A 19,217-nucleotide genomic window follows, 5' to 3' on the forward strand; every position below is an offset into this window, starting at 1 on the left:
TGTCGCGCACGTCCCCCGGGCGAGGCATCCGTCTACATCTCCCGGATGATTGCGATCACGCGGACACTCGTTATGATCTATAACGTTATAGATCATAACGATATCGAGAGGATCGAAGCCATGCCCGCAACAGCCCTGCCCGCGAGCGGCGAACCCACCCCGCTCGGGCCGAAGACCTGCGACGCCCGGGGGATGGCGGAGATCCATCGACTGTTCCGCGTCGGGTTCGGCGAGGCGCCCGCGCTGGTCGCCGGAGTGCGCCCCGGCGACATCGCGCACGCCGACGTCGTCGGCGGCGAACTCGACCTTCTGTCGGGAGGCCTGCACGCCCACCACGAGGGCGAGGATGAGCGCCTGTGGGACGCGCTCGAGAGCCGCGCGCCGTCGTGCGCGGCGCACGTCGGACGGATGAAGGACCAGCACGCCGAGATGCTCGTGCATCTGACCGCCCTCGATGCGGCACTGCCCGCCTGGCGTCGCACAGCCGCCGACCCGGATGCCGCGCCCGTCCTGGCCGCACTCGACGCGATCAACGGCTCCCTGGACGTGCACCTCGGCGACGAGGAGACGACCATCGTGCCCGTCATGGAGCGCACGCTGACGCCGAAGGAGGTCGACTGGTTCGGCGAGCACGGCCGCCGATCGACACCGCGCGGGCAGACGTGGAACCAGCTGGGCGCGATCCTCGCAGCGCAGCCCGACGGCGGCGACGAATGGCTCCGGGCCCACCTGCCCGCACCCGTGCGGGTGATCTGGCGGTGGGTGGGCGAGCCGAAGTACCGCGCACACCGTCGAGCGCTCCTCGGCTCGACGAAGATGGACGTATGACGACGCCCCCCGCGGCTCTGGCCCGACACACCGGCTTCCTGCTCGCCTGGGTCGCCGCAGAGTCGTCCGACACGTACGCCCGGGCGATCGGCGAGGCCGGGTTCACCCCGACCCAGCACGGTGTGCTGACCCTGCTCGACGCCGACGGACCTCAGGTGCAGGCGCGCCTGAGCGAACGCCTCGACGTGTTCAAGCCGGCCATGGTCGGGGTGGTCACCGCGCTGGAGCGCGCGGGATGGGCCCAGCGTCGACCGCACCCCACCGACGGCCGGGCGGTCGAGGTGCACATCACCGACCGGGGCCGGGAGGCCCTGCGCGACGCCTACGAGCGCGCCCAGGCGGCCACCGACGACGTGCTCGGCGTCCTCGCCGACGACGAGCGCGACACCCTGCACGCGCTGCTGGCCAAGGTCGCCGCCGCCCGCTGAGCCGGCCGGCGCGCGGCCCTACCGAGTCCGGGTGTCGCAACACGCCGACGGCGACGGAACGGCACGGCGCGTCGCGACCCGCGAACAGACGCGATCAGCTGCCGGCGAGGCCGTGCTCGAACGCGAAGACCACGAGCTGCACGCGGTCGCGCAGGGCGAGCTTGGTGAGGATGCGGCTGATGTGCGTCTTCACCGTCGCCTCGGAGAGGTACTCGCGCCCGGCGATCTCGGCGTTGGACAGCCCCCGCGCGGCGAGCGCGAAGATCTCCCGCTCGCGGTCGGTGAGCTCGCCGTAGGCGGCGGGAACCGGCTGAGCGGCGTCGTCCGCGAAGTGCGCGAACAGGGCGCGGGTGGCGGATGCCGCGATCACCGCCGATCCGGCGTGCACCGTGCGGATCGCGGCGAGCAGCAGCTCGGGATCGGCGTCCTTGAGCAGGAATCCGCTCGCACCCTGGCGGATCGCGCGGGCGGCGGCCTCGTCGAGGTCGAACGTCGTGAGCATCACCACGCGCGGCGGCGACGGATCGGCGAGCAGCTCAGCGGTCGCCGCGAGACCGTCGAGCACCGGCATCCGGATGTCCATCAGCACCACGTCCGGTCGCGCCGCGCGCACGACGTCGACGCCCTCCCGACCGTCGGAGGCCTCGCCCACGACGACCAGGTCGGGCTGGGAGTCGACCAGCATGCGCACGCCGGCGCGGAACAGCGCCTGGTCGTCGACCAGGACCACGCGGATCTTCTCGGTCATGCGACGGCTCCGATCGGGAGGGTGGCGTGCACCGTGAACCAGCCGTCGCGGGGCTCGGCGACGAGGCGTCCGCCGGCGAGCGCGGCCCGCTCCCCCATGCCGACGAGGCCGTGCCCCGACCCGACGGGGACCGTGACGATGCGACTGGGGTTGCTCACGGCCAGCTCGACCCGGTCGGGCCACCACCCCAGGCGCACGTGGACCGGCGCACCCTCGCCGTGGCGGAGGGCGTTGGTGAGCGCCTCCTGCAGGATGCGGTAGACCGCGATCTGCACGGCGGCGGGCGGCTCTCCGTGCGGTGCGGGGTCGACGTCGATGCTCAGGTCGACGCCCGCGGCGCGCACCTGCGCGTAGAGGCCCTCGAGATCGGCCACGGTCGGCTGCGGGCCGTCGCCCTGACTGTGCCGCAGCTGGGTCAGGAGGAGGCGCACGTCGGCCAGGGCGGCGCGCGCGGTGGTGGAGATGGTGCCCAGGGCCGTCGCGGCCGCGTCGGGGTCGGCGCGGGCGGCGTAGCGGGCTCCGTCGGCCTGTGCGATCACGACGGCGAGCGAGTGGGCGACCACGTCGTGCATGTCGCGGGCGATGCGCACCCGCTCCTGCTCGGCCTGCGCCTCGGCCTGTGCGCGCTGCTGGGCGAGGAGGGTGTCGCGGGTGCGGAGGGTGGAGCGCACGAGCGCCCCGCACGTCCATGCGAGGCCGAGCGCGAACCCCGCCGCCAGGAGGGTCACCAGCGCGAGCGGCAGCGTGTGCCACGACAGCCCGCCGCCGGCGAACGCGGGACCGAGGAAGAGGTACAGGGTGATGACCAGTGCTCCGACGAACGCCGACGCGAACCCGAGCCAGAGCACGAGCCGGGTGCCGTAGGCGGCCGTCGTGTAGAGGACGGCGAGGATCGCGATGTTGCTCGGCATCGGCGACAGTCCGAGCGCCATCTGCAGGAGCGCGCCGGCCCACGCCGCCGCCAGCGCGAGGCTCGGCGACAGGCGGCGCAGCGCGAGGGCGCCCGCCATCACGACCGACACCGGGATGGACCACGCGGCCGACAGGCCGCTCTGCGGCGTGATCAGCATCGGCCCCGTGACCGCGAGGAAGACGACCGCGACCACGAGGTCCACCACGAGCTGGGTGGTCGTCAGTCGGCGGAACACTCCTTCACGGTACGCGAGGGGTGACGGAGCGGCATCCGTCGTCGGATGTATCGGAGTCACCCGCGCGGACGATCACGCGGGCACGATGGGGCGGTGCTCGTAGAACGTCTGGAGCACGACCGTGGTGCGCGTGTTGACGGCGGCCGCCTGGCGGATGTCGCGGATGAGCTCCTCCAGCGCGCGCGGTGTGGCCACCCGGACGAACAGCATGTACGCGGCATCGCCGGCGATCGAGTGACACGCCTCGATGGCGTCGAGATGCTCCAGCTGCTCGGGGGCGATGTCGGGCTGGGCGGGGTCGAGCGGCGTGATCTCGACGAACGCCGACAGCGGGCGCCCGACCGCCTCGGCGTCGAGCACCGCGCGGTACCCCCGGATCGTGCCGTGCGTCTCGAGGCGGCGTACGCGCGCCTGGGTGGCCGAGATCGACAGCCCGGCGGTCTCGGCCAGCTGCGCCAGGGTGGCCCTCCCGTCGCGGGCGAGGTCGGCGACGATCGCGCGGTCGACAGCATCATCCATGCATGGAAGAATATCTGTGATTACACCTTCCTACAGGAAATGTTTCGGTTCATGTCTCGATCGGAGGCCCCTATGCTCGTCACCACCCCCCAGGATCTCGTCCCCGTCGACGACGCGGCGACCGCCGAGACCTCGCCGGCCTGGGCCGCGCTGAAGGACGCAGTCGTGGCGCTGCAGGCGCTGCAGGCGAAGGACGGCTCGGTGCCCGAGGCATCCGATCATCCCGCCGCCTGCACGCTCGTCGCGGCGGTCATCGCGGCCGTGCGCGCGCTGGCGCCGGCCTTCCCCCACGACGCGGACTACCTGGCCGCGGTCGTCGCCGACCTGCAGCGATGGAGTGCCTCGGACTTCGGCACGCCCGACTTCCTCGACGCGCTGGCGGCCTTCCAGCCGCAGCGGGAGCGGGTCGACGGCACACGGCACCTCGTGGTGTTCCCGATGTACACGCAGAACGGGTCGCCGAACCGGTACCTCGAGGCGGTGCTGGTCGAGGTGATCTGGCCGGAGTTCATCGCCCAGCTGGAGGCCGGCGACTACGGCAACAAGCTCTTCGTGTCGCTGCGGCTGATCGACTTCACGCCCGGCTACGACACCAACTCGGCCGTGCTCTTCCCCGAGACGGTGGCGATGCGCGAGATCCCCGCGTTCACCTGGGGGGCGATCTTCCAGGATCGCGAGGCCGCCCGCTACCGCCGCGTCGTCCGCGCCGCGGCAGGGATCACCAAGCTCGACCTGCCGGAAGACGCCGCCCGCATGCTCGACGATCAGGCGCTCACCGAGAAGACGTTCGTGATGTGGGACATCATCCACGACCGCACGCACATGCGCGGCGACCTGCCGTTCGACCCCTTCATGATCAAGCAGCGGATGCCGTACTTCCTGTATTCGCTCGAGGAGCTGCGCTGCGATCTCACGGCGTTCCGCGAGGCGGTCGCGATCCAGCGGCGCCTGGGCGGGCGAGTGGACGCGGGCGAGGAGCTGTCCGCCGTCGAGGGCGAGACGCTCGAGCATGCCGGACTGGTGCAGTACGCCGTGATCTTCGACCGCATCTTCCGCTTCGCGATCACCGGGACGCGCACGCGCAACTACGACGGGCTCGGCGGTCAACTGCTGTTCGCGTGGATGCACCAGCGCGGCGTGCTGCACTGGACCGACACGGCGCTCGCGTTCGACTGGGAACAGGTGCCCGCGGCGGTCGTGGCACTCGGCGAGGCGATCGACGAACTGTACTGGCGCTCCATCGACCGGCCGAAGTCGGCGCATTGGCTGGCCGCCTACGATCTCGTGCGCGGCGTGCTGACCCCGCACCCGGCGTCGGCGTGGGCGCGCGGCCTGCCCGACGACGTGCTCTCGGGCGCCCCCAAGGGCTACACCGACGCCGTGCTCGACGACGAGTTCCCGCTGTCGATGTTCTACGAGGCGCTCGACAAGAAGATGCGCGACGTGATCGCCTCGACCGCGGGCATCCGCGGTACCGATGACTGAGCTCACCGGCCGCGCGGTGCTGGTCGCGGGGGCGACCAGTGCCAGCGGACTGGCCGCCACCCGGGTGCTGACCGCGGCCGGCGCGACGGTGATCGCGGCCGGACGGGATCGCACGAGACTCGACGCGCTCGCGACGGCCGTGCCGGGGGTGCGGGTCGAGGAGTGCGATCTCACCGACGAGGACGGCGTGCGCGCGCTGGCCGAGCGGATCGGCGCCGTCGACGGGGTGCTGCACCTCGTCGGCGGCTGGCGTGGCGGCGGGGGCCTCGCGGGCCAGACCGATGCCGACTACCGGGTGCTCGAGGCATCCCTCACCGCATTGCGGCACGTGAGCCGCGCGTTCGATGCGGGACTGCGGGCATCGGATGCCTCACGCCAGGCGATCGTCTCGTCGACGGTGATCGATCGGCCGCTGGCCGGCGGGGCGAACTACGCCGCGGTGAAGGCGGCGAGCGAGGCGTGGATGCGGGCCGTCGCCCAGGGATTCGCGAAGGACGCCCGCGACCGCGGAGCCGCGCTCGCCGCGGCCGGAGTGATCTTCCGCGTGAAGGCGCTCGCCGGCCTCGAGGACGCCCTCGCGGAGCGGTTCGCGGGGCTGTGGTCAGCGGACGCGACCGCCGTCAACGGCACCGTCGTCGACCTCGCCGTGGCCTGAGGTCACTGCGACCGACGACACTGCCGAGGACTCCGCGGACGGATCGACCGCGGAGCTCTCGTCCGCGACGTCGGCGGCGTCTTCGCCGCCGACCTCGTCGTTGACGTGAGTGGTGGCGTACTGCGCGGACAGGGTGCGATAGGAGCGCGTCAGGAACGCCAGCAGCGCGATGACGACCATCGCGAGGCCGGCGAACACGAACACCATCGCGATCCCGCGTGCCTCGCCGTCGCCGAGCAGCCACCCCCACGCGTCTCTCCCCGGCTGCGAGTCCATGTACGGGATGATCACGAACTCGGCGAGCGGGGCGATGAGGAAGGCGGTGACCGGAGCCGCGGCCGACTCGAACGCCGCCGCGAAGCCGAACACGCGTCCCTGCGTGCGGAACGGGACGACCTTCTGGATGACGGTCTGCTCGGCGGCTTCGATGGCCGGGACGAGCATCATGTAGAGCCAGATGCCGACCGCGTACAGCCACCACCAGTCGCGGATGGTGAAGACCGCGCCGATCACGCCCATCACGACGACGAGGAGCAGCATCGTGCGGATGGGATTCCTGCCCAGCCCGAACCGGCCGATCACGAGTCCGCCGATGATGAATCCGGTGGAGGTGATCGCGAGCACGAAGCCCCAGATCTGCACGTCGAAGAGCGTCAGGCCGTAGGGATCCATGAGGGCCATGTAGACCCCGCCGACGAGGTTGTTGAACGTCGAGAAGATGATGAGCGCGAACAGCCCCGGTGCGGCGCGGACGGCGCGGATCGCACCGCGCAGGTCGATCGCCGGTGAGCGGTCGCCGCTCGCCTCGGGCTGCTCCTCGGGGATGCGCAGCGTGAGCAGGTGCACGAGTGCGATGACGGTGAGCCCGATCGCGATCGCCAACGTCCACCCCATGCCGAGGAAGCCGATCGCGAGCCCGGAGAACACGCTCGTGACCGCGAAGGCGATGCCCTGCACCGTGCCGACGTAGCCGTTCGCGTTCGCGTGCCGTTCGACCGGCACGAGCAGGGTCACCGTCGTCGACAGCGCGATGTTGCGCATGTTCTCGATCACCGCGCCGAACAGCAGCACCCCGGAGAAGAGCCAGAACCACAGGCCGCCGAGGTCGAGCAGGGCGGACTCGGGGAACGCGAGGTAGAGCGCACCGCCGGCCAGGAACGCGCCGAGGGTGACCAGAGCCGAGAACACCATCACGCGGTGCTTGCGATGGCGGTCGACGATCGAGCCGAACACCATCGCGAACACCGCGAGAAGCAGCATGTACGCACCGCCGATGATTCCGGTCGCCAGGACGTTCTGCGTCTCGATGTACACCCAGAAGGTCAGGGCGAACCACAGGAAGCTGGTCGTCACGTTCGCGGCGGCCGTGTTGACCAGCACGGCGGCGAACGTGCGCATGCCGTTCGCAGGCGGAGCGGGGGCGGGGACCACGTCGGGTGCCGACATGCCTCGTACGGTACCGATCGCCTCCGACATCCGCGACCGTTGCATGCGCGCGTATCGGCCGTCGAGAGCCGCGTGCGGACGGGGCCTACGCTGGATGCGGCGCGCGGATGCGCCGGATGGAGCACGTCATGTCCACGTTCGAGACCTCCGACTCCGTGCGACTGAACTACCACGAGTCGGGTGATCCGACCGGGCGTCCCGTGCTCCTGGTCGCCGGATTCAAGGCGCCCGCGACGAGCTGGAAGCCGCAGCGGGCGGCCCTCGAGAAGGCGGGCCACCGCGTGATCGCCCTCGACCGGCGCGGTCACGGCGCGTCCGAGGTCGGCCCCGACGGCAGCCACACGATGGACCGACACGGCGCCGACATCGGCGACGCGATCGAGGCGCTCGGCCTGCACGACACGACGGTCGTGGGCCAGTCGATGGGTGGGAATGCGATCTGGGCGCTCCAGGCCGCAGGCGGGAGCCGCGGCATCCGGAGCATCGTCATCGTCGACCAGACGCCGAAGATGCTGAACGCGCCCGACTGGCCGCTCGGGTTCTACGGATACGACGCGTCGAACGTCGACACGCTGTTCGCCGAGGGCGTCACCGACCCCGGCGTGCACTCCACGGCGTCGAAGGGGCCGGTGCGCATCGCGCGCCTCCTCGCCGCGCTCGACCTGGCGTCGATGCGGGCGGGGTACACCGCTGCCGAGCTGCAGCTCCTGAACGACCACGCACGCCGAGACTGGCGACCGGCGGTCGCCGCGACCGCCGTCCCGGTGCTGTTCGTCGCGGGGCGCGAGAGCGAGTTCTGGCCGGCGGAGCACGCGGCGGCCTCGGCCGCCCTCACCGCCACCGGCACCTCCCTGGTGATCGAGAAGGCCGGCCACCCGACGAACATCGAGCAGCCCAGATCCTTCAACGAGGCATTGCTGACCTTCCTCGCCGTCTGACCCGCGAAAGTAGGCTGGACGGGTGACCCACACCCCCCTGCACGACGCCGCCATCCGCGGCTTCGCCTCCGACAACTACTCCGGCATCCACCCCGAGGTGCTCGCCGCGATCGCCGCCGCGAACGACGGCCACCAGATCGCGTACGGCGAAGACGCCTACACCGCCCGCCTGCAGGAGGTGTTCACCGACCACTTCGGCGACGGGGTCGAGGCGTTCCCGGTCTTCAACGGCACCGGCGCCAACGTGGTCGGGCTGCAGTCGATGCTCCCCCGCTGGGGCGCCGTGGTCGCGGCATCCACCGCCCACATCAACGTCGACGAGGGCGGAGCACCCGAGCGGGTCGCGGGCATCAAGCTGCTCACGGTGCCCACCGACGACGGCAAGCTCACCCCCGAGCTCATCGACCGCGAGGCGTGGGGCTGGGGCGACGAGCACCGCGCGCAGCCGCTCGTGGCCTCGATCACGCAGTCGACCGAGCTGGGCACGCTCTACACGGTCGAGGAGATCCGGGCGATCTCCGACCACGTGCACGGGCTCGGGATGCGGCTGCACATGGACGGCGCGCGCATCTCCAATGCGGCGGCAGCCCTCGGCCTGTCCCTGCGCGCCTTCACCCGCGACGTCGGCGTCGACGTGCTGAGCTTCGGCGGCACCAAGAACGGGGCGATGCTGGGCGAGGCGGTCGTCGTGCTCGACCCCGGGGCATCCGCCGGTCTCACGTTCCTGCGCAAGCTCAACATGCAGCTCTCCAGCAAGATGCGGTTCGTCTCCGCCCAGCTCATCGCGCTGCTGGAGGGCGACCTCTGGCTGCGCAACGCCACGCACTCCAACGCGATGGCGCAACGGCTGCGCTCGGCGGTGGAGGCGGGCATCACCGACGGCTCGATCACCGGGGTCGCGTTCACGCAGCCGACCCAGTCCAACGGCGTCTTCGCGACGCTGCCCGACGGGGTCGCCGATCGCCTGCGCGAGGCGTTCCGCTTCTACGACTGGGATGCCGCGCGCAACGAGGTGCGCTGGATGTGTTCGTTCGACACGGCCGAGGCCGACGTGGACGCGTTCGTGGCCGAGCTCGCGCGCCTGACCCCCTGACGTCGCGCCGACCCGCCCCCGCTGCAACGAGCCACCCCCTTCCCGACCGCCACCACAGGGGTGGGTCGGTGCGAAGGGGGTGGCTCGGCGGGATGCGGCGGCGAGGTCAGTCGCGCTGGGCCTCGACCACGACGGGGACCTCCGAGGCGTCCTCGTCCTCGTCCTCGAGGGGCTCGTCGCCGACGAACCCGGGGTCGCCCGTGAAGTCCGGGGCCGCGGTCTCCTCGACCTCGACCTCGACCTCGTCCGCGGATTCGGCGGGTGCGGCATCCGTCGCCGCGGCGGCCAGGAGATCGTCACCCGAGGCGAGCACTCCGTCGGGGCGGATGAGCTCGCGCACCTCGGCCATGAAGCTCGTCAGCTGGTGCTGCTGCCAGCGCAGCTGGCGCGAACGGTCCTCGGCGTCGCGCAGGATCGACTGCGAGTGCCCGGTGACGGTGTCGATGATCTTCTGCGCCTTGGTGTGGGCGCGGTCGAGGTGCTCGCGCGAACGCACGTGGGCGTCGGCCTCGATCTGACGCGCCTGCGCCCGCATGAGGCGGTCGAAGTCGTCGGCCTTGGCCTGCACGCGCTGGGCGTGGTCGACCGAGGCCTGCACCTGCTCGTTGGCGTCCTGCGTGATGCGCTCGGCGTGCGCCACGGCCTGGTTGTGCAGCACGAGGAACTCCTGCTGCGCGTCGTCCTGACGGCGGGTCAGCGACTCCTCGAACTCGAGGGTGCGCAGGCGCAGCTCGCGCACGGCCTCCTCGGCCTCGGTGCGCTGGTGCGTGGTCTCGCGCTCGACGAGCGAGCGCAGCGCCGCGGCGCCCTTCTCAGCCTCAGTGCGGATGACCGCGGCCTCCTGCTCGGCCTGCGCCACCTTCTCGGCGGCGTGCGCGGCCTCGCGCTCGAGCTGCGACTGGTGCGCGGTCAGCTCGGTGTCGATGCGCAGCCGCACCTGCTGGGCGTCGTGCTCGGCCTGTGCGCGGATCGCCTCCGCGTCGGCCTGCGCCTCGGTGCGACGGCTCTGGATCTCCTCGCGCGCCGACTCCAGGAGCCGGTCGCCCTGCACGCTCGCGTTCTTGATGAGCTGGCTGGCCTGCTCCTCGGCCACGCGCAGCACCTCTTCGAAGTGCACGCGGTTGGACGACTCGCCGGTCGCGCCGATCAGCTCCTGAGTGAGCGCCTCGACCTTGCCCTCGGCGTCGTCGGCGCGGGCGTTCGCGGCGGTCAGCTCGGCCTCGAGACGCTCGACGTCGTCGGTCGCGCGGTTCGTGGCGGCATCCAGCTCCTCCTGCAGACGGCTGGCGTCGGCGCCCGCCGTCTCGTCGGCCTGGCGCACGCGCAGGTCGAGGGCGGTCAGCTGCTGGCCCTGCGCGTGCAGGCGACCGAGCAGGTCGGCGATCGCGGAGTCGACCTCGTCCTTGTCGTAGCCGCGGAACGCGGTGGTGAACGACGGAGTCGGCCCGCCGTTCCCGGCGATCAGCTCATCGAGCGGAGACGGGACGTCTCCGGCGTTGCGGGCAGGCCAGGACTGGTCGGACATGTGCGACTCCGGAAGAGATTGTGGCGAGAGGGGTGTGGCGTCGGCCTCGGATTGCCGACGTGTGGAAGGATACCCGGCCCACCCTCACCGCTCCTACCCCCGCCTCAGCCGGAGGTCAGCGGAGCGCGCCCACGCTGGCCAGGGCGAGGCGCACGAGCGTGCCGCGCCCGCCCTCCATCTCGGCCGAGAGGGAATCGGATGCCGCCTCCTGCGGGGGCATCCAGGTGACCTCGAGCGCGTCCTGACGCGGCTCGCACGTGCCGGTGACCGGCACGACGAAGGCGAGCGAGACGGCGTGCTGCCGGTCGTCGTGGAACGCGCTCAGACCGGGCATCGGGAAGTACTCGGCCACCGTGAACGGCAGCGGCTGCGGCGGCAGGAGGGGGAACGCCATGGGGCCGAGGTCGTTCTCGAGGTGACGGAAGAGCGCGTCGCGGATCGTCTCGCCGTAGCGCACCCGCCCGCTCACGATCGTGCGCGTGATCTCGCCCACGGGCGTCGCCCGCAGGAGGATGCCGACGTCGGTGACCGCGCCCATCCCGTCCACGCGCACGGGCACCGCCTCGACGTAGAGCATCGGCATGCGCCGGCGCGCCTCGGCGAGCTCGACCTCGCTGAGCCACCCGGGGTTGGACGCGCTCCCCGGTCCCGGCGACCCGAAGCCCCCGCCCAGCGGCCCGCCGGACAGCCCGCCGAGAGGATCGCGCGGCGCGTTCTCGTCGTCGCGCTCGTTCGGATCGGGGTCGGGGGTGCGAACCGGCATGTGTCCTGTATACCCCAGCGGATGCCGCGGCTCACCGCGCGTCGGAGGTCGCTGAGAGGATGGGGCCATGGTGGATGCCTTCGACACCCCCGCGCTCGACCCCGCCGTCGTCCTGTGGTCGGCGCAGTCCGACGCCGCGCGTCCGCTGATCGTGCTGCTGCACGGCTACGGCGCCGACGAGCGCGACCTGTTCTCGCTGGCGGCATACCTGCCCGACGCCTTCGTCGTCGCGGCCCCGCGTGCGCCGTTGACCCCGCCGTGGCCCGCCCCGGGCTTCTCGTGGTACCCGATCGAGGGGCTCGACGGCCGCGACCCGTCCCGGGTGACCGACGCCGCGCGGCGACTGATCGAGTGGCTGGATGCCGCGGCATCCGGTGTCCGCGTCGGACTGCTGGGTTTCTCGCAGGGCGCCGCGGTCGCTCTGCAGGCGCTGCGGCTCGAGCCGCAGCGCTTCGCGTTCGCGGTGAACCTGAGCGGCTACGCGGCGCCCGGCGACCTGCCGCGGGATGCCGAGCTCGCCGAGCGTGCGCCGGCCGTGTTCTGGGGACGCGGAACGAACGACGACGTGATCCCCGCGACTCTCGTCGACCACACGACCGCGTGGCTGCCCGCGCACAGCGACCTCAGCGGGCGCGTCTACGCCGGGCTCACGCATTCGGTCTCGGAGCAGGAGCTCGCCGATGTGCGGGTCTTCCTCGAGAAGCAGCTCGAGGCCCTCGACTCCGCCGCCGACCTCGGCTAACGTGGGGGATCCCTGTCCCCGACGTGAGGAATGACAGTGACTGAGATCGTCGCGACCGCGCTGTAATCGCGCTGATCCGTCGATCCTCGACGCGTCCGCGCTCCTCGATTCCGCGCTGACCGTCGATCCCGCCGCCTCCCGGCTGCTCCGGCCTTCCGCCGTTCCCGGGACCGCGCTCCCGGTGTGTCAGCGCATGTCCCGACACCGGAGGCCCTCTTGTCACAACCTGTTTCTTCGATCACCCTCGACGCCGTCACGCTCGCGTGGCCCGACGGCTCGGTCGCCCTCGACGGCGTCACCGGAGCGTTCGGTCGCGGCCGCACCGGCCTCGTCGGCCGCAACGGCGCCGGCAAGTCGACTCTGCTGCGCCTGGTGGCGGGTGAGCTGACCCCCACGGCCGGGCAGGTCGCCGTCGAGGGCGCTGTCGCCTATCTCCCGCAGCGCCTCACCCTCGACGTGGACCGACCGGTCGCAGACCTGCTCGGGATCGGTCCCGCCCTCACGGCGGTGCGCGCGATCGAGTCCGGCGACGTCTCACCGCACCACTTCGACGCGGTCGGCGCCGACTGGGACGTCGAGGCCCGCGCGCACGCCGCGCTGGCCGAGGCGGGGCTCCCGCCCGACGCCCTCGACCGTCGCGTCGGTTCACTGTCCGGCGGCGAGGCGGTGCTCACCGCGCTCGCCGGGATCCGGCTGGGCGCAGCATCCGCCACCCTCCTCGACGAGCCGACGAACAACCTCGACCGCGACGCGCGGGCGCGGCTGTACGACCTGGTGCGTGGGTGGCGCGGCACGCTCGTGGTCGTCAGCCACGACGTGGCGCTGCTCGAGCTCATGGACGACACCGCCGAGCTGCACGGCAGCACGCTCTCGGTGTTCGGGGGCCCATACTCCGAGTGGCGCGCCTGGCTGGACGCCGAGCAGTCGGCCGCGGTGCAGGCCGAGCGCGCCGCGAAGCAGGTCGTGCGCCGCGAGAAGCGGGAGCGGATCGCGGCGGAGTCCACGATCGCGCACCGTCAGCAGATGGGTGCGAAGGCCTACGCCGAGAAGCGCGTGCCGAAGATCGTGGCGAACAACCGGCGCGGGGCGGCGCAGGTGTCGGCGGCGAAGCTGCGCGGCGAGAAGGCCGACCGCGAGCAGACGGCGAGGGAGGCGCTGGATGCCGCGGGCCGGCGTGTGCGCGACGACGACCGCGTGCGGATCGACCTGCCCGACCCCGACGTGCCGGCCGGGCGGCGCATCGCGACCCTCGGCGACGCCGAGCGCGCGTGGACGGTGCAGGGGCCCGAGCGGGTGGCGCTGACCGGGCCGAACGGGGCGGGCAAGACGTCGCTGCTGGAGCGGCTGCTGTGGTCGACGGTTCACAACCCAGGCGGAACGGCCCGAAAGGCGGCAGGAGAATCCCCTTCTGCCCCGACCTGCCTGAGTTGCGCTCACGGGGCGCTGCACACCGACCGCGTCGGGTACCTGCCGCAGCGGGTCGACGGGCTCGACGAGACGGCGTCGGTGCTCGAGAACGTCGCCGCCGCGGCGCCGGTCGTGCCCACGGGTGCCCTGCGCAACCGACTCGCGCGGTTCCTGATCCGCGGGGATGCGGCGACCCGGCCGGTGTCGTCGCTGTCGGGCGGAGAGCGGTTCCGGGTGGCGCTGGCCCGCCTCATGCTCGCCGACCCGCCGCCGCAGCTGCTCGTGTTCGACGAGCCCACGAACAACCTCGACCTCGACACGGTCGACCGGTTCGTGGAGGCGCTCTCGGCGTATCGGGGCGCCGTGCTCGTGGTGAGTCATGACGACGCGTTCCTCGCGCGCCTCGGGCTGGACCTGCGCCTCGACCTCGGTCGCGACGGCACGTTGACGGAGGTTCCGGTGTAGCGCGGCCGTCCGCCCCGTGACTGCTCACCTGACGCGACACGCCCTTCCGCGGCCCTCCGGAGGGCGTGTCGCGTCGGGTGAGCGGTCAGCGCGGCCGTCAAGGGCTGGGCCGATGTCGGAGGAGACGGCGAAGATGGACGGATGAGCGATGTGCTCGAGCGCTTCTCGCCGGCCACCGCGGACTGGTTCCGCGGGGCGTTCCGCGCGCCCACGACCGCCCAGGCGGGGGCGTGGGACGCGATCTCGTCGGGCAAGCACGCCCTCGTGGTGGCGCCGACGGGTTCCGGCAAGACCCTGTCCGCGTTCCTCTGGGCGATCGACCGCGTGTTCCGTGAGAAGGAGCCGACGGATGCCGCGGCCTCCGCTCCTGCGAAGGGTCGCCGCCGCGCCTCCGCGGCCGAGAAGCCGCCGGCCACGCGCATCCTCTACATCTCCCCGCTGAAGGCCCTCGGCGTCGACGTCGAGCGCAACCTCCGCTCTCCGCTGGTGGGGATCGGGCAGTCCGCGCGCCGGCTCGGGATCCCGGTGCCGAACGTGACGGTGGGCGTGCGATCGGGTGACACGACCTCGTCCGACCGGCGCAAGCTCGTCGCCGACCCGCCCGACATCCTCATCACGACGCCCGAGTCGCTCTACCTCATGCTCACCAGCCAGGCCGGAGACACCCTCGCCGCCGTCCACACGGTGATCGTCGACGAGGTGCACGCGGTCGCGGCCACCAAGCGCGGCGCGCATCTGGCGGTGAGCCTCGAGCGCCTCGATGCTCTCCGCGAACAGCTCACCCCGGGGATCGGCCCGGCGCAGCGGATCGGCCTGTCGGCCACCGTGCGACCGATCGACGAGGTGGCCCGGTTCCTGGGCGGAGCGGCCCCGGTCGAGATCGTGGCGCCCCGGGCGACGAAGGCCTTCGATCTGAGCGTCGTCGTCCCCATCGACGACATGCTCAACCCGCCGCCGCCCCCGGGTGCCGAGGCCCCTGCGGCCGATGCCGATGCCGGCACCGCGGCGAACGGTGCCGCGGCAGGGCCGGACTGGCTCGAGAGCGACGCCCGCCTGCGTCCCGAGAGCACGGAGATGACCGGCTCGGTGTGGCCGCACGTCGAGGAGGCGATCGTCGACCGCATCCTGCAGCATCGGTCCACGATCGTGTTCTCCAACTCCCGGCGGCTCGCCGAGCGGCTCACCGGGCGGCTCAACGAGATCTACGCCGAGCGCGAGGGCATCGACGTCCCCGACCCCACCGTCCCGGCGGCGATGATGGCGCAGGCGGGCGCGACGGCCGGGGCGCCGGCGATCCTGGCCAAGGCCCACCACGGATCGGTGTCGAAGGAGCAGCGGGCCCTCGTCGAAGAGGAGTTGAAGTCGGGGGTTCTGCGCTGCGTCGTCGCGACCTCGAGCCTCGAGCTCGGCATCGACATGGGCGCGGTCGATCTGGTGATCCAGGTCGAGGCGCCGCCGAGCGCTGCATCCGGTCTGCAGCGGGTCGGGCGTGCCGGGCACCAGGTCGGCGAGGTCAGCCGCGCCGCCCTGTTCCCCAAGCACCGCGGCGACGTGCTGCACACCGCGATCGTCACCGAGCGCATGCTCGCGGGCCAGATCGAGGCGATCTCGGTGCCGCAGAATCCGCTCGACATCCTCGCGCAGCAGACCGTCGCGGCATCGGCCACCGGCTCGATCGACGTCGAGGAGTGGTTCGAGACGGTCAAGCGCAGCGCCCCGTTCCGTGCGCTGCCGCGGTCGGCCTACGAGGCCACGCTCGACCTGCTCGCCGGACGCTACCCGTCCGACGAGTTCGCCGAGCTGCGCCCCCGCCTGGTGTGGGACCGTGACGCCGGAACGTTGACCGGTCGGCCCGGCTCGCAGCGCATCGCCGTGACCAGCGGCGGCACGATCCCCGACCGCGGGCTGTTCGGCGTCTTCATCGCGGGCGAGTCGCAGAACGCCCGGGTCGGCGAGCTCGACGAGGAGATGGTCTACGAGTCGCGCGTCAACGACGTGTTCACCCTCGGCACGACGAGCTGGCGCATCGTCGAGATCACCCACGACCGGGTGAACGTGCTGCCCGCGTACGGGCAGCCGGGCAAGGTGCCGTTCTGGCACGGCGACGGCATCGGCCGCCCCGCCGAGCTGGGCGAGGCGCTCGGGAAGTTCAACCGCGAGGTCGCGGCCGCCCCGCGCGAGAAGGCAATCGCGCGCCTGCACGAGTCGGGCCTCGACGACAACGCCGTCGGCAACCTGCTCGCCTACCTCGACGAGCAGCGCGAGTCCACCGGCACCCTGCCCACCGACACGAGCCTCACCGTCGAAGTGGGGCGCGACGAGGTGGGCGACTGGCGCGTCATCCTGCATTCCCCCTACGGCATGCAGGTCCACTCGCCGTGGGCGCTGGCCGTCAACGCCCGCATCCGCGAGCGTCTCGGGGTCGAGGGATCGGCGGTCGCGAGCGACGACGGCATCATCGCGCGGATCCCGGATGCCACGGCCGACCCGCCGAACGCCGAGCTGTTCGTCTTCGACCCCGACGAGCTGGAGCAGATCGTCACCGACGAGGTGGGCGGCTCGGCGCTGTTCGCCTCGCGCTTCCGCGAATGCGCCGCCCGAGCGCTGCTCATGCCGCGCATGAACCCGAGCCGGCGCAGCCCGCTGTGGCAGCAGCGTCAGCGTTCGGCAGCGCTCCTGGAGGTCGCCAAGCGGCACCCCACGTTCCCGATCATCCTCGAGACCCTCCGCGAGGTGCTCCAGGACGTCTACGACCTGCCCGCGCTGCTGCGGATCGCACGCAGCATCGGCGAGCGCCGCATCCGCCTCGTCGAGACGACCCCGTCGTCGCCGTCACCCTTCGCCCGCGATCTGCTCTTCGGATATGTCGGCGCGTTCATGTACGAGGGCGACTCGCCGCTGGCCGAGCGCCGGGCGGCGGCGCTGTCGGTCGATCCGGCGCTGCTGAGCGAGTTGCTCGGCAAGGTCGAGATGCGCGAGCTCCTCGACCCCGACGTGATCGCGCAGTTCGAGCGCGAGGCGCAGCGACTCGATCACGAACGGCGTGCCCGCGGCGTCGAGGGCGTCGCCGACCTCCTCCGCGTGCTCGGGCCGCTCGACGCCGACGAGGTGGCGCTGCGTCTCGAGCCGGCCGACGGGGAAGACGCCGCCGGCGTGAACGAGGCGGCCGCGCACCTCGCCGCGCTCGTCGACGCCCGCCGCGCGATTCCCGTCACGATCGCCGGCGCCGCGCGCGTCGCCGCCATCGAAGACGCCGGACGCCTGCGCGACGCCCTCGGCGTTCCGCTGCCCGTCGGCATCCCGAATGCGTTCCTCGAGCCGCTGCCCGATCCGATCGCCGACCTCGTCGCCCGCCACGCACGCACCCACGGTCCGTTCACCGCCGACGCCGTCGCCACCCGCTTCGGCATGGGTGTGGCCGTCGCGCGCCAGACGCTGCAGCGCCTCGAGAGCCGCGGACGGGTCACGAGCGGGTACTTCCTCCCCGACGCCGCGTCCGGGTCGGGCGCGCGGCCGACCGACGATCAGGAGTGGTGCGACACCGAGGTGCTGCGTCGGCTGCGCATGCGCTCGCTCGCCGCGATCCGCGGCAGCGTCGAGCCGGTGCCGCCGGAGGCGTTCGCCCGCTTCCTGCCCGTGTGGCAGCACGTCACCCGGTCTCTGGAGGGCATCGACGGGGTGGCGGCGGTCATCGAGCAGCTCGCGGGGGTGCCGATCCCCGCCAGCGCCTGGGAGTCGCTCATCCTGCCCTCTCGCGTCTCCGACTACGCGCCCGCGATGCTCGACGAGCTCACCGCCACCGGCGAGGTGCTGTGGTCCGGGCACGGCTCGCTGCCGGGTCGCGACGGCTGGATCGCGCTGCACCCCGCCGACGTCGCGGCGTTCACCCTCGCCGCCCCCGAGACCGAGGTCACCGCGGAGTCTCTCGACGAGCGGGTGCTCGCGGCACTCGAGAACGGCGGCGCCTACTTCGCCGCGCAACTGAAGCAGATGACGGATGCCGACAACGAGCAGTCCGTGATCGACGCCCTGTGGCAGCTGACGTGGGCGGGCCGGGTCACGAACGACACGTTCGCCCCCATCCGCACGCTGCTCGGCGGCGGAGCCCAGACGCACCGCGTCGCCCGCAAGGCGCCGCGCGCACGGCTGTACCGCGGCACGAGCCTCTCCCGCCCCACGGGCACGACACCGCCGCGCCCGCCCGCGATCGGCGGTCGCTGGTCGCTGCTTCCGGCCGTCGAACCCGACGCCGCCCTGCGCGCGACCGCCTCGGCCAGCCTCCTGCTCGACCGCTACGGCGTCGTGACCCGGGGCTCGGTGCAGTCCGAGGGGCTTCCCGGGGGGTTCGCGCAGGCGTATCGCGTGCTGGCCGGCTTCGAGCAGGCCGGGCACTGCCGTCGCGGCTACGTGATCGAGAAGCTCGGCGCCGCGCAGTTCGCCGCATCGACCACCGTCGACCGGCTCCGCCAGGTCGCCGGGCTCCCCGACCCCGCACCGCTGCGTGCCGTCACACTCGCCGCCACCGACCCGGCGAACCCCTACGGCGCGGCGCTGCCGTGGCCGGGGCTGGAGGGTGTGACGCACCGGCCGGGGCGCAAGGCCGGCGGTCTCGTCGTGCTCGTCGACGGAGCCCTCACCCTCTACCTCGAGCGCGGCGGGCGATCGGCGCTCGCCTTCACCGACGACGAGGCGCTGCTCGCTGCCGCCGCGCGCGACCTCGCCGGCACCGCCCGGGCCCGCCGTCTCGACACCCTCACGATCGAGCAGGTCAACGGCGCGTTCGTGTACGGCACCGCGGCGGGTCGGGCGCTGCGCGACGCCGGATTCGTCGAGTCGCCGCGCGGACTCACCCTGCGCAAGCAGACGGCGGGCGACATCGCCCGGGCCGGGGCCGCGCGTGCCTGATTTCGACGGCGCCTCCCGGGGTTCGGGGCGGATTCCGCACCGCGCGGCGGGTGCGAATCCGCCCCGAAGCACGAAACGTGCCCCGAATGCCGACGGATCGGACGGACGTCGCCCCGATCGGG

Annotated in this window: 15 protein-coding genes; 9 read left to right on the forward strand and 6 right to left on the reverse strand. The window is 72.5% G+C overall.

Going from position 1 to position 19,217, the window contains the following annotated elements:
• Positions 1 to 120: 120 nt before the first annotated feature.
• Both ACSJDX_RS01515 and ACSJDX_RS01520 read left to right on the forward strand, forming a co-directional pair.
• Positions 121 to 828, forward strand: coding sequence for a hemerythrin domain-containing protein (locus ACSJDX_RS01515; RefSeq protein ID WP_438353835.1), 708 nt, complete (start codon positions 121 to 123; stop codon positions 826 to 828).
• A complete protein-coding gene (locus ACSJDX_RS01520) occupies positions 825 to 1,256 on the forward strand; it encodes a MarR family winged helix-turn-helix transcriptional regulator (protein WP_438353836.1) in 432 nt (143 codons plus the stop codon). Before ACSJDX_RS01515 ends, ACSJDX_RS01520 begins: the two co-directional genes overlap by 4 nt.
• 94 nt (positions 1,257 to 1,350) lie before the next feature.
• On the opposite strand, the gene ACSJDX_RS01525 is transcribed toward ACSJDX_RS01520, so the two are convergent.
• The 3 genes from ACSJDX_RS01525 to ACSJDX_RS01535 all read right to left on the reverse strand — a co-directional run bounded on the left by ACSJDX_RS01525 (position 1,351) and on the right by ACSJDX_RS01535 (position 3,671).
• Positions 1,351 to 2,004: a response regulator gene (locus ACSJDX_RS01525; RefSeq protein WP_438353837.1), complete on the reverse strand. Its 654-nt coding sequence runs from the start codon at positions 2,002 to 2,004 to the stop codon at positions 1,351 to 1,353.
• The gene (locus ACSJDX_RS01530) at positions 2,001 to 3,152 is read right to left on the reverse strand and encodes a sensor histidine kinase (RefSeq protein WP_438353838.1); all 1,152 of its coding nucleotides are present in this window, start codon (positions 3,150 to 3,152) and stop codon (positions 2,001 to 2,003) included. The genes ACSJDX_RS01525 and ACSJDX_RS01530 overlap by 4 nt, the downstream gene beginning before the upstream one ends.
• Positions 3,153 to 3,224: 72 nt before the next feature.
• Positions 3,225 to 3,671 (reverse strand): Lrp/AsnC family transcriptional regulator, encoded by a 447-nt coding sequence (locus tag ACSJDX_RS01535; protein ID WP_438353839.1) that lies wholly within the window; start codon positions 3,669 to 3,671, stop codon positions 3,225 to 3,227.
• A gap of 72 nt (positions 3,672 to 3,743) precedes the next feature.
• Between ACSJDX_RS01535 and ACSJDX_RS01540 the strand changes: the two genes are divergently transcribed.
• Both ACSJDX_RS01540 and ACSJDX_RS01545 read left to right on the forward strand, forming a co-directional pair.
• Positions 3,744 to 5,156: a DUF6421 family protein gene (locus ACSJDX_RS01540; protein WP_438353840.1), complete on the forward strand. Its 1,413-nt coding sequence runs from the start codon at positions 3,744 to 3,746 to the stop codon at positions 5,154 to 5,156.
• Positions 5,149 to 5,811, forward strand: a complete 663-nt coding sequence (locus tag ACSJDX_RS01545) for an SDR family NAD(P)-dependent oxidoreductase (protein WP_438353841.1) — start codon at positions 5,149 to 5,151, stop codon at positions 5,809 to 5,811. Before ACSJDX_RS01540 ends, ACSJDX_RS01545 begins: the two co-directional genes overlap by 8 nt.
• On the opposite strand, the gene ACSJDX_RS01550 is transcribed toward ACSJDX_RS01545, so the two are convergent.
• Complete coding sequence (locus ACSJDX_RS01550; RefSeq protein WP_438353842.1) at positions 5,758 to 7,257, reverse strand: MFS transporter; 1,500 nt, start codon at positions 7,255 to 7,257, stop codon at positions 5,758 to 5,760. The two genes, ACSJDX_RS01545 and ACSJDX_RS01550, sit on opposite strands and share 54 nt — an antisense overlap.
• Before the next feature lie 128 nt (positions 7,258 to 7,385).
• Here ACSJDX_RS01550 and ACSJDX_RS01555 point away from each other — a divergent pair, with 128 nt between their 5' ends.
• Together ACSJDX_RS01555 and ACSJDX_RS01560 are read left to right on the forward strand one after the other, a co-directional pair.
• A complete protein-coding gene (locus ACSJDX_RS01555; RefSeq protein ID WP_438353843.1) occupies positions 7,386 to 8,195 on the forward strand; it encodes an alpha/beta fold hydrolase in 810 nt (269 codons plus the stop codon).
• 22 nt (positions 8,196 to 8,217) lie between these two features.
• Positions 8,218 to 9,288: a threonine aldolase family protein gene (locus ACSJDX_RS01560; protein ID WP_438353844.1), complete on the forward strand. Its 1,071-nt coding sequence runs from the start codon at positions 8,218 to 8,220 to the stop codon at positions 9,286 to 9,288.
• A 106-nt stretch (positions 9,289 to 9,394) separates the two neighbouring features.
• On the opposite strand, the gene ACSJDX_RS01565 is transcribed toward ACSJDX_RS01560, so the two are convergent.
• Positions 9,395 to 10,813 (reverse strand): cell division initiation protein, encoded by a 1,419-nt coding sequence (locus ACSJDX_RS01565; protein ID WP_438353845.1) that lies wholly within the window; start codon positions 10,811 to 10,813, stop codon positions 9,395 to 9,397.
• Between the two features lie 115 nt (positions 10,814 to 10,928).
• The gene (locus tag ACSJDX_RS01570; protein WP_438353846.1) at positions 10,929 to 11,576 is read right to left on the reverse strand and encodes an NUDIX hydrolase family protein; all 648 of its coding nucleotides are present in this window, start codon (positions 11,574 to 11,576) and stop codon (positions 10,929 to 10,931) included.
• 67 nt (positions 11,577 to 11,643) lie between these two features.
• Here ACSJDX_RS01570 and ACSJDX_RS01575 point away from each other — a divergent pair, with 67 nt between their 5' ends.
• The 3 genes from ACSJDX_RS01575 (at position 11,644) to ACSJDX_RS01585 (ending at position 19,095) form a co-directional block, all read left to right on the forward strand.
• Positions 11,644 to 12,318 carry an alpha/beta hydrolase gene (locus ACSJDX_RS01575; protein ID WP_438353847.1) on the forward strand — a complete coding sequence of 225 codons (675 nt, stop codon included), beginning with the start codon at positions 11,644 to 11,646 and terminating at the stop codon, positions 12,316 to 12,318.
• A gap of 216 nt (positions 12,319 to 12,534) precedes the next feature.
• A complete protein-coding gene (locus ACSJDX_RS01580; protein WP_438353848.1) occupies positions 12,535 to 14,190 on the forward strand; it encodes an ABC-F family ATP-binding cassette domain-containing protein in 1,656 nt (551 codons plus the stop codon).
• 141 nt (positions 14,191 to 14,331) lie between these two features.
• Positions 14,332 to 19,095, forward strand: coding sequence for an ATP-dependent helicase (locus ACSJDX_RS01585; protein ID WP_438353849.1), 4,764 nt, complete (start codon positions 14,332 to 14,334; stop codon positions 19,093 to 19,095).
• Positions 19,096 to 19,217 lie beyond the last annotated feature (122 nt).

Source organism: Microbacterium fluminis, assembly GCF_051549805.1.
GTDB lineage: Bacteria > Actinomycetota > Actinomycetes > Actinomycetales > Microbacteriaceae > Microbacterium.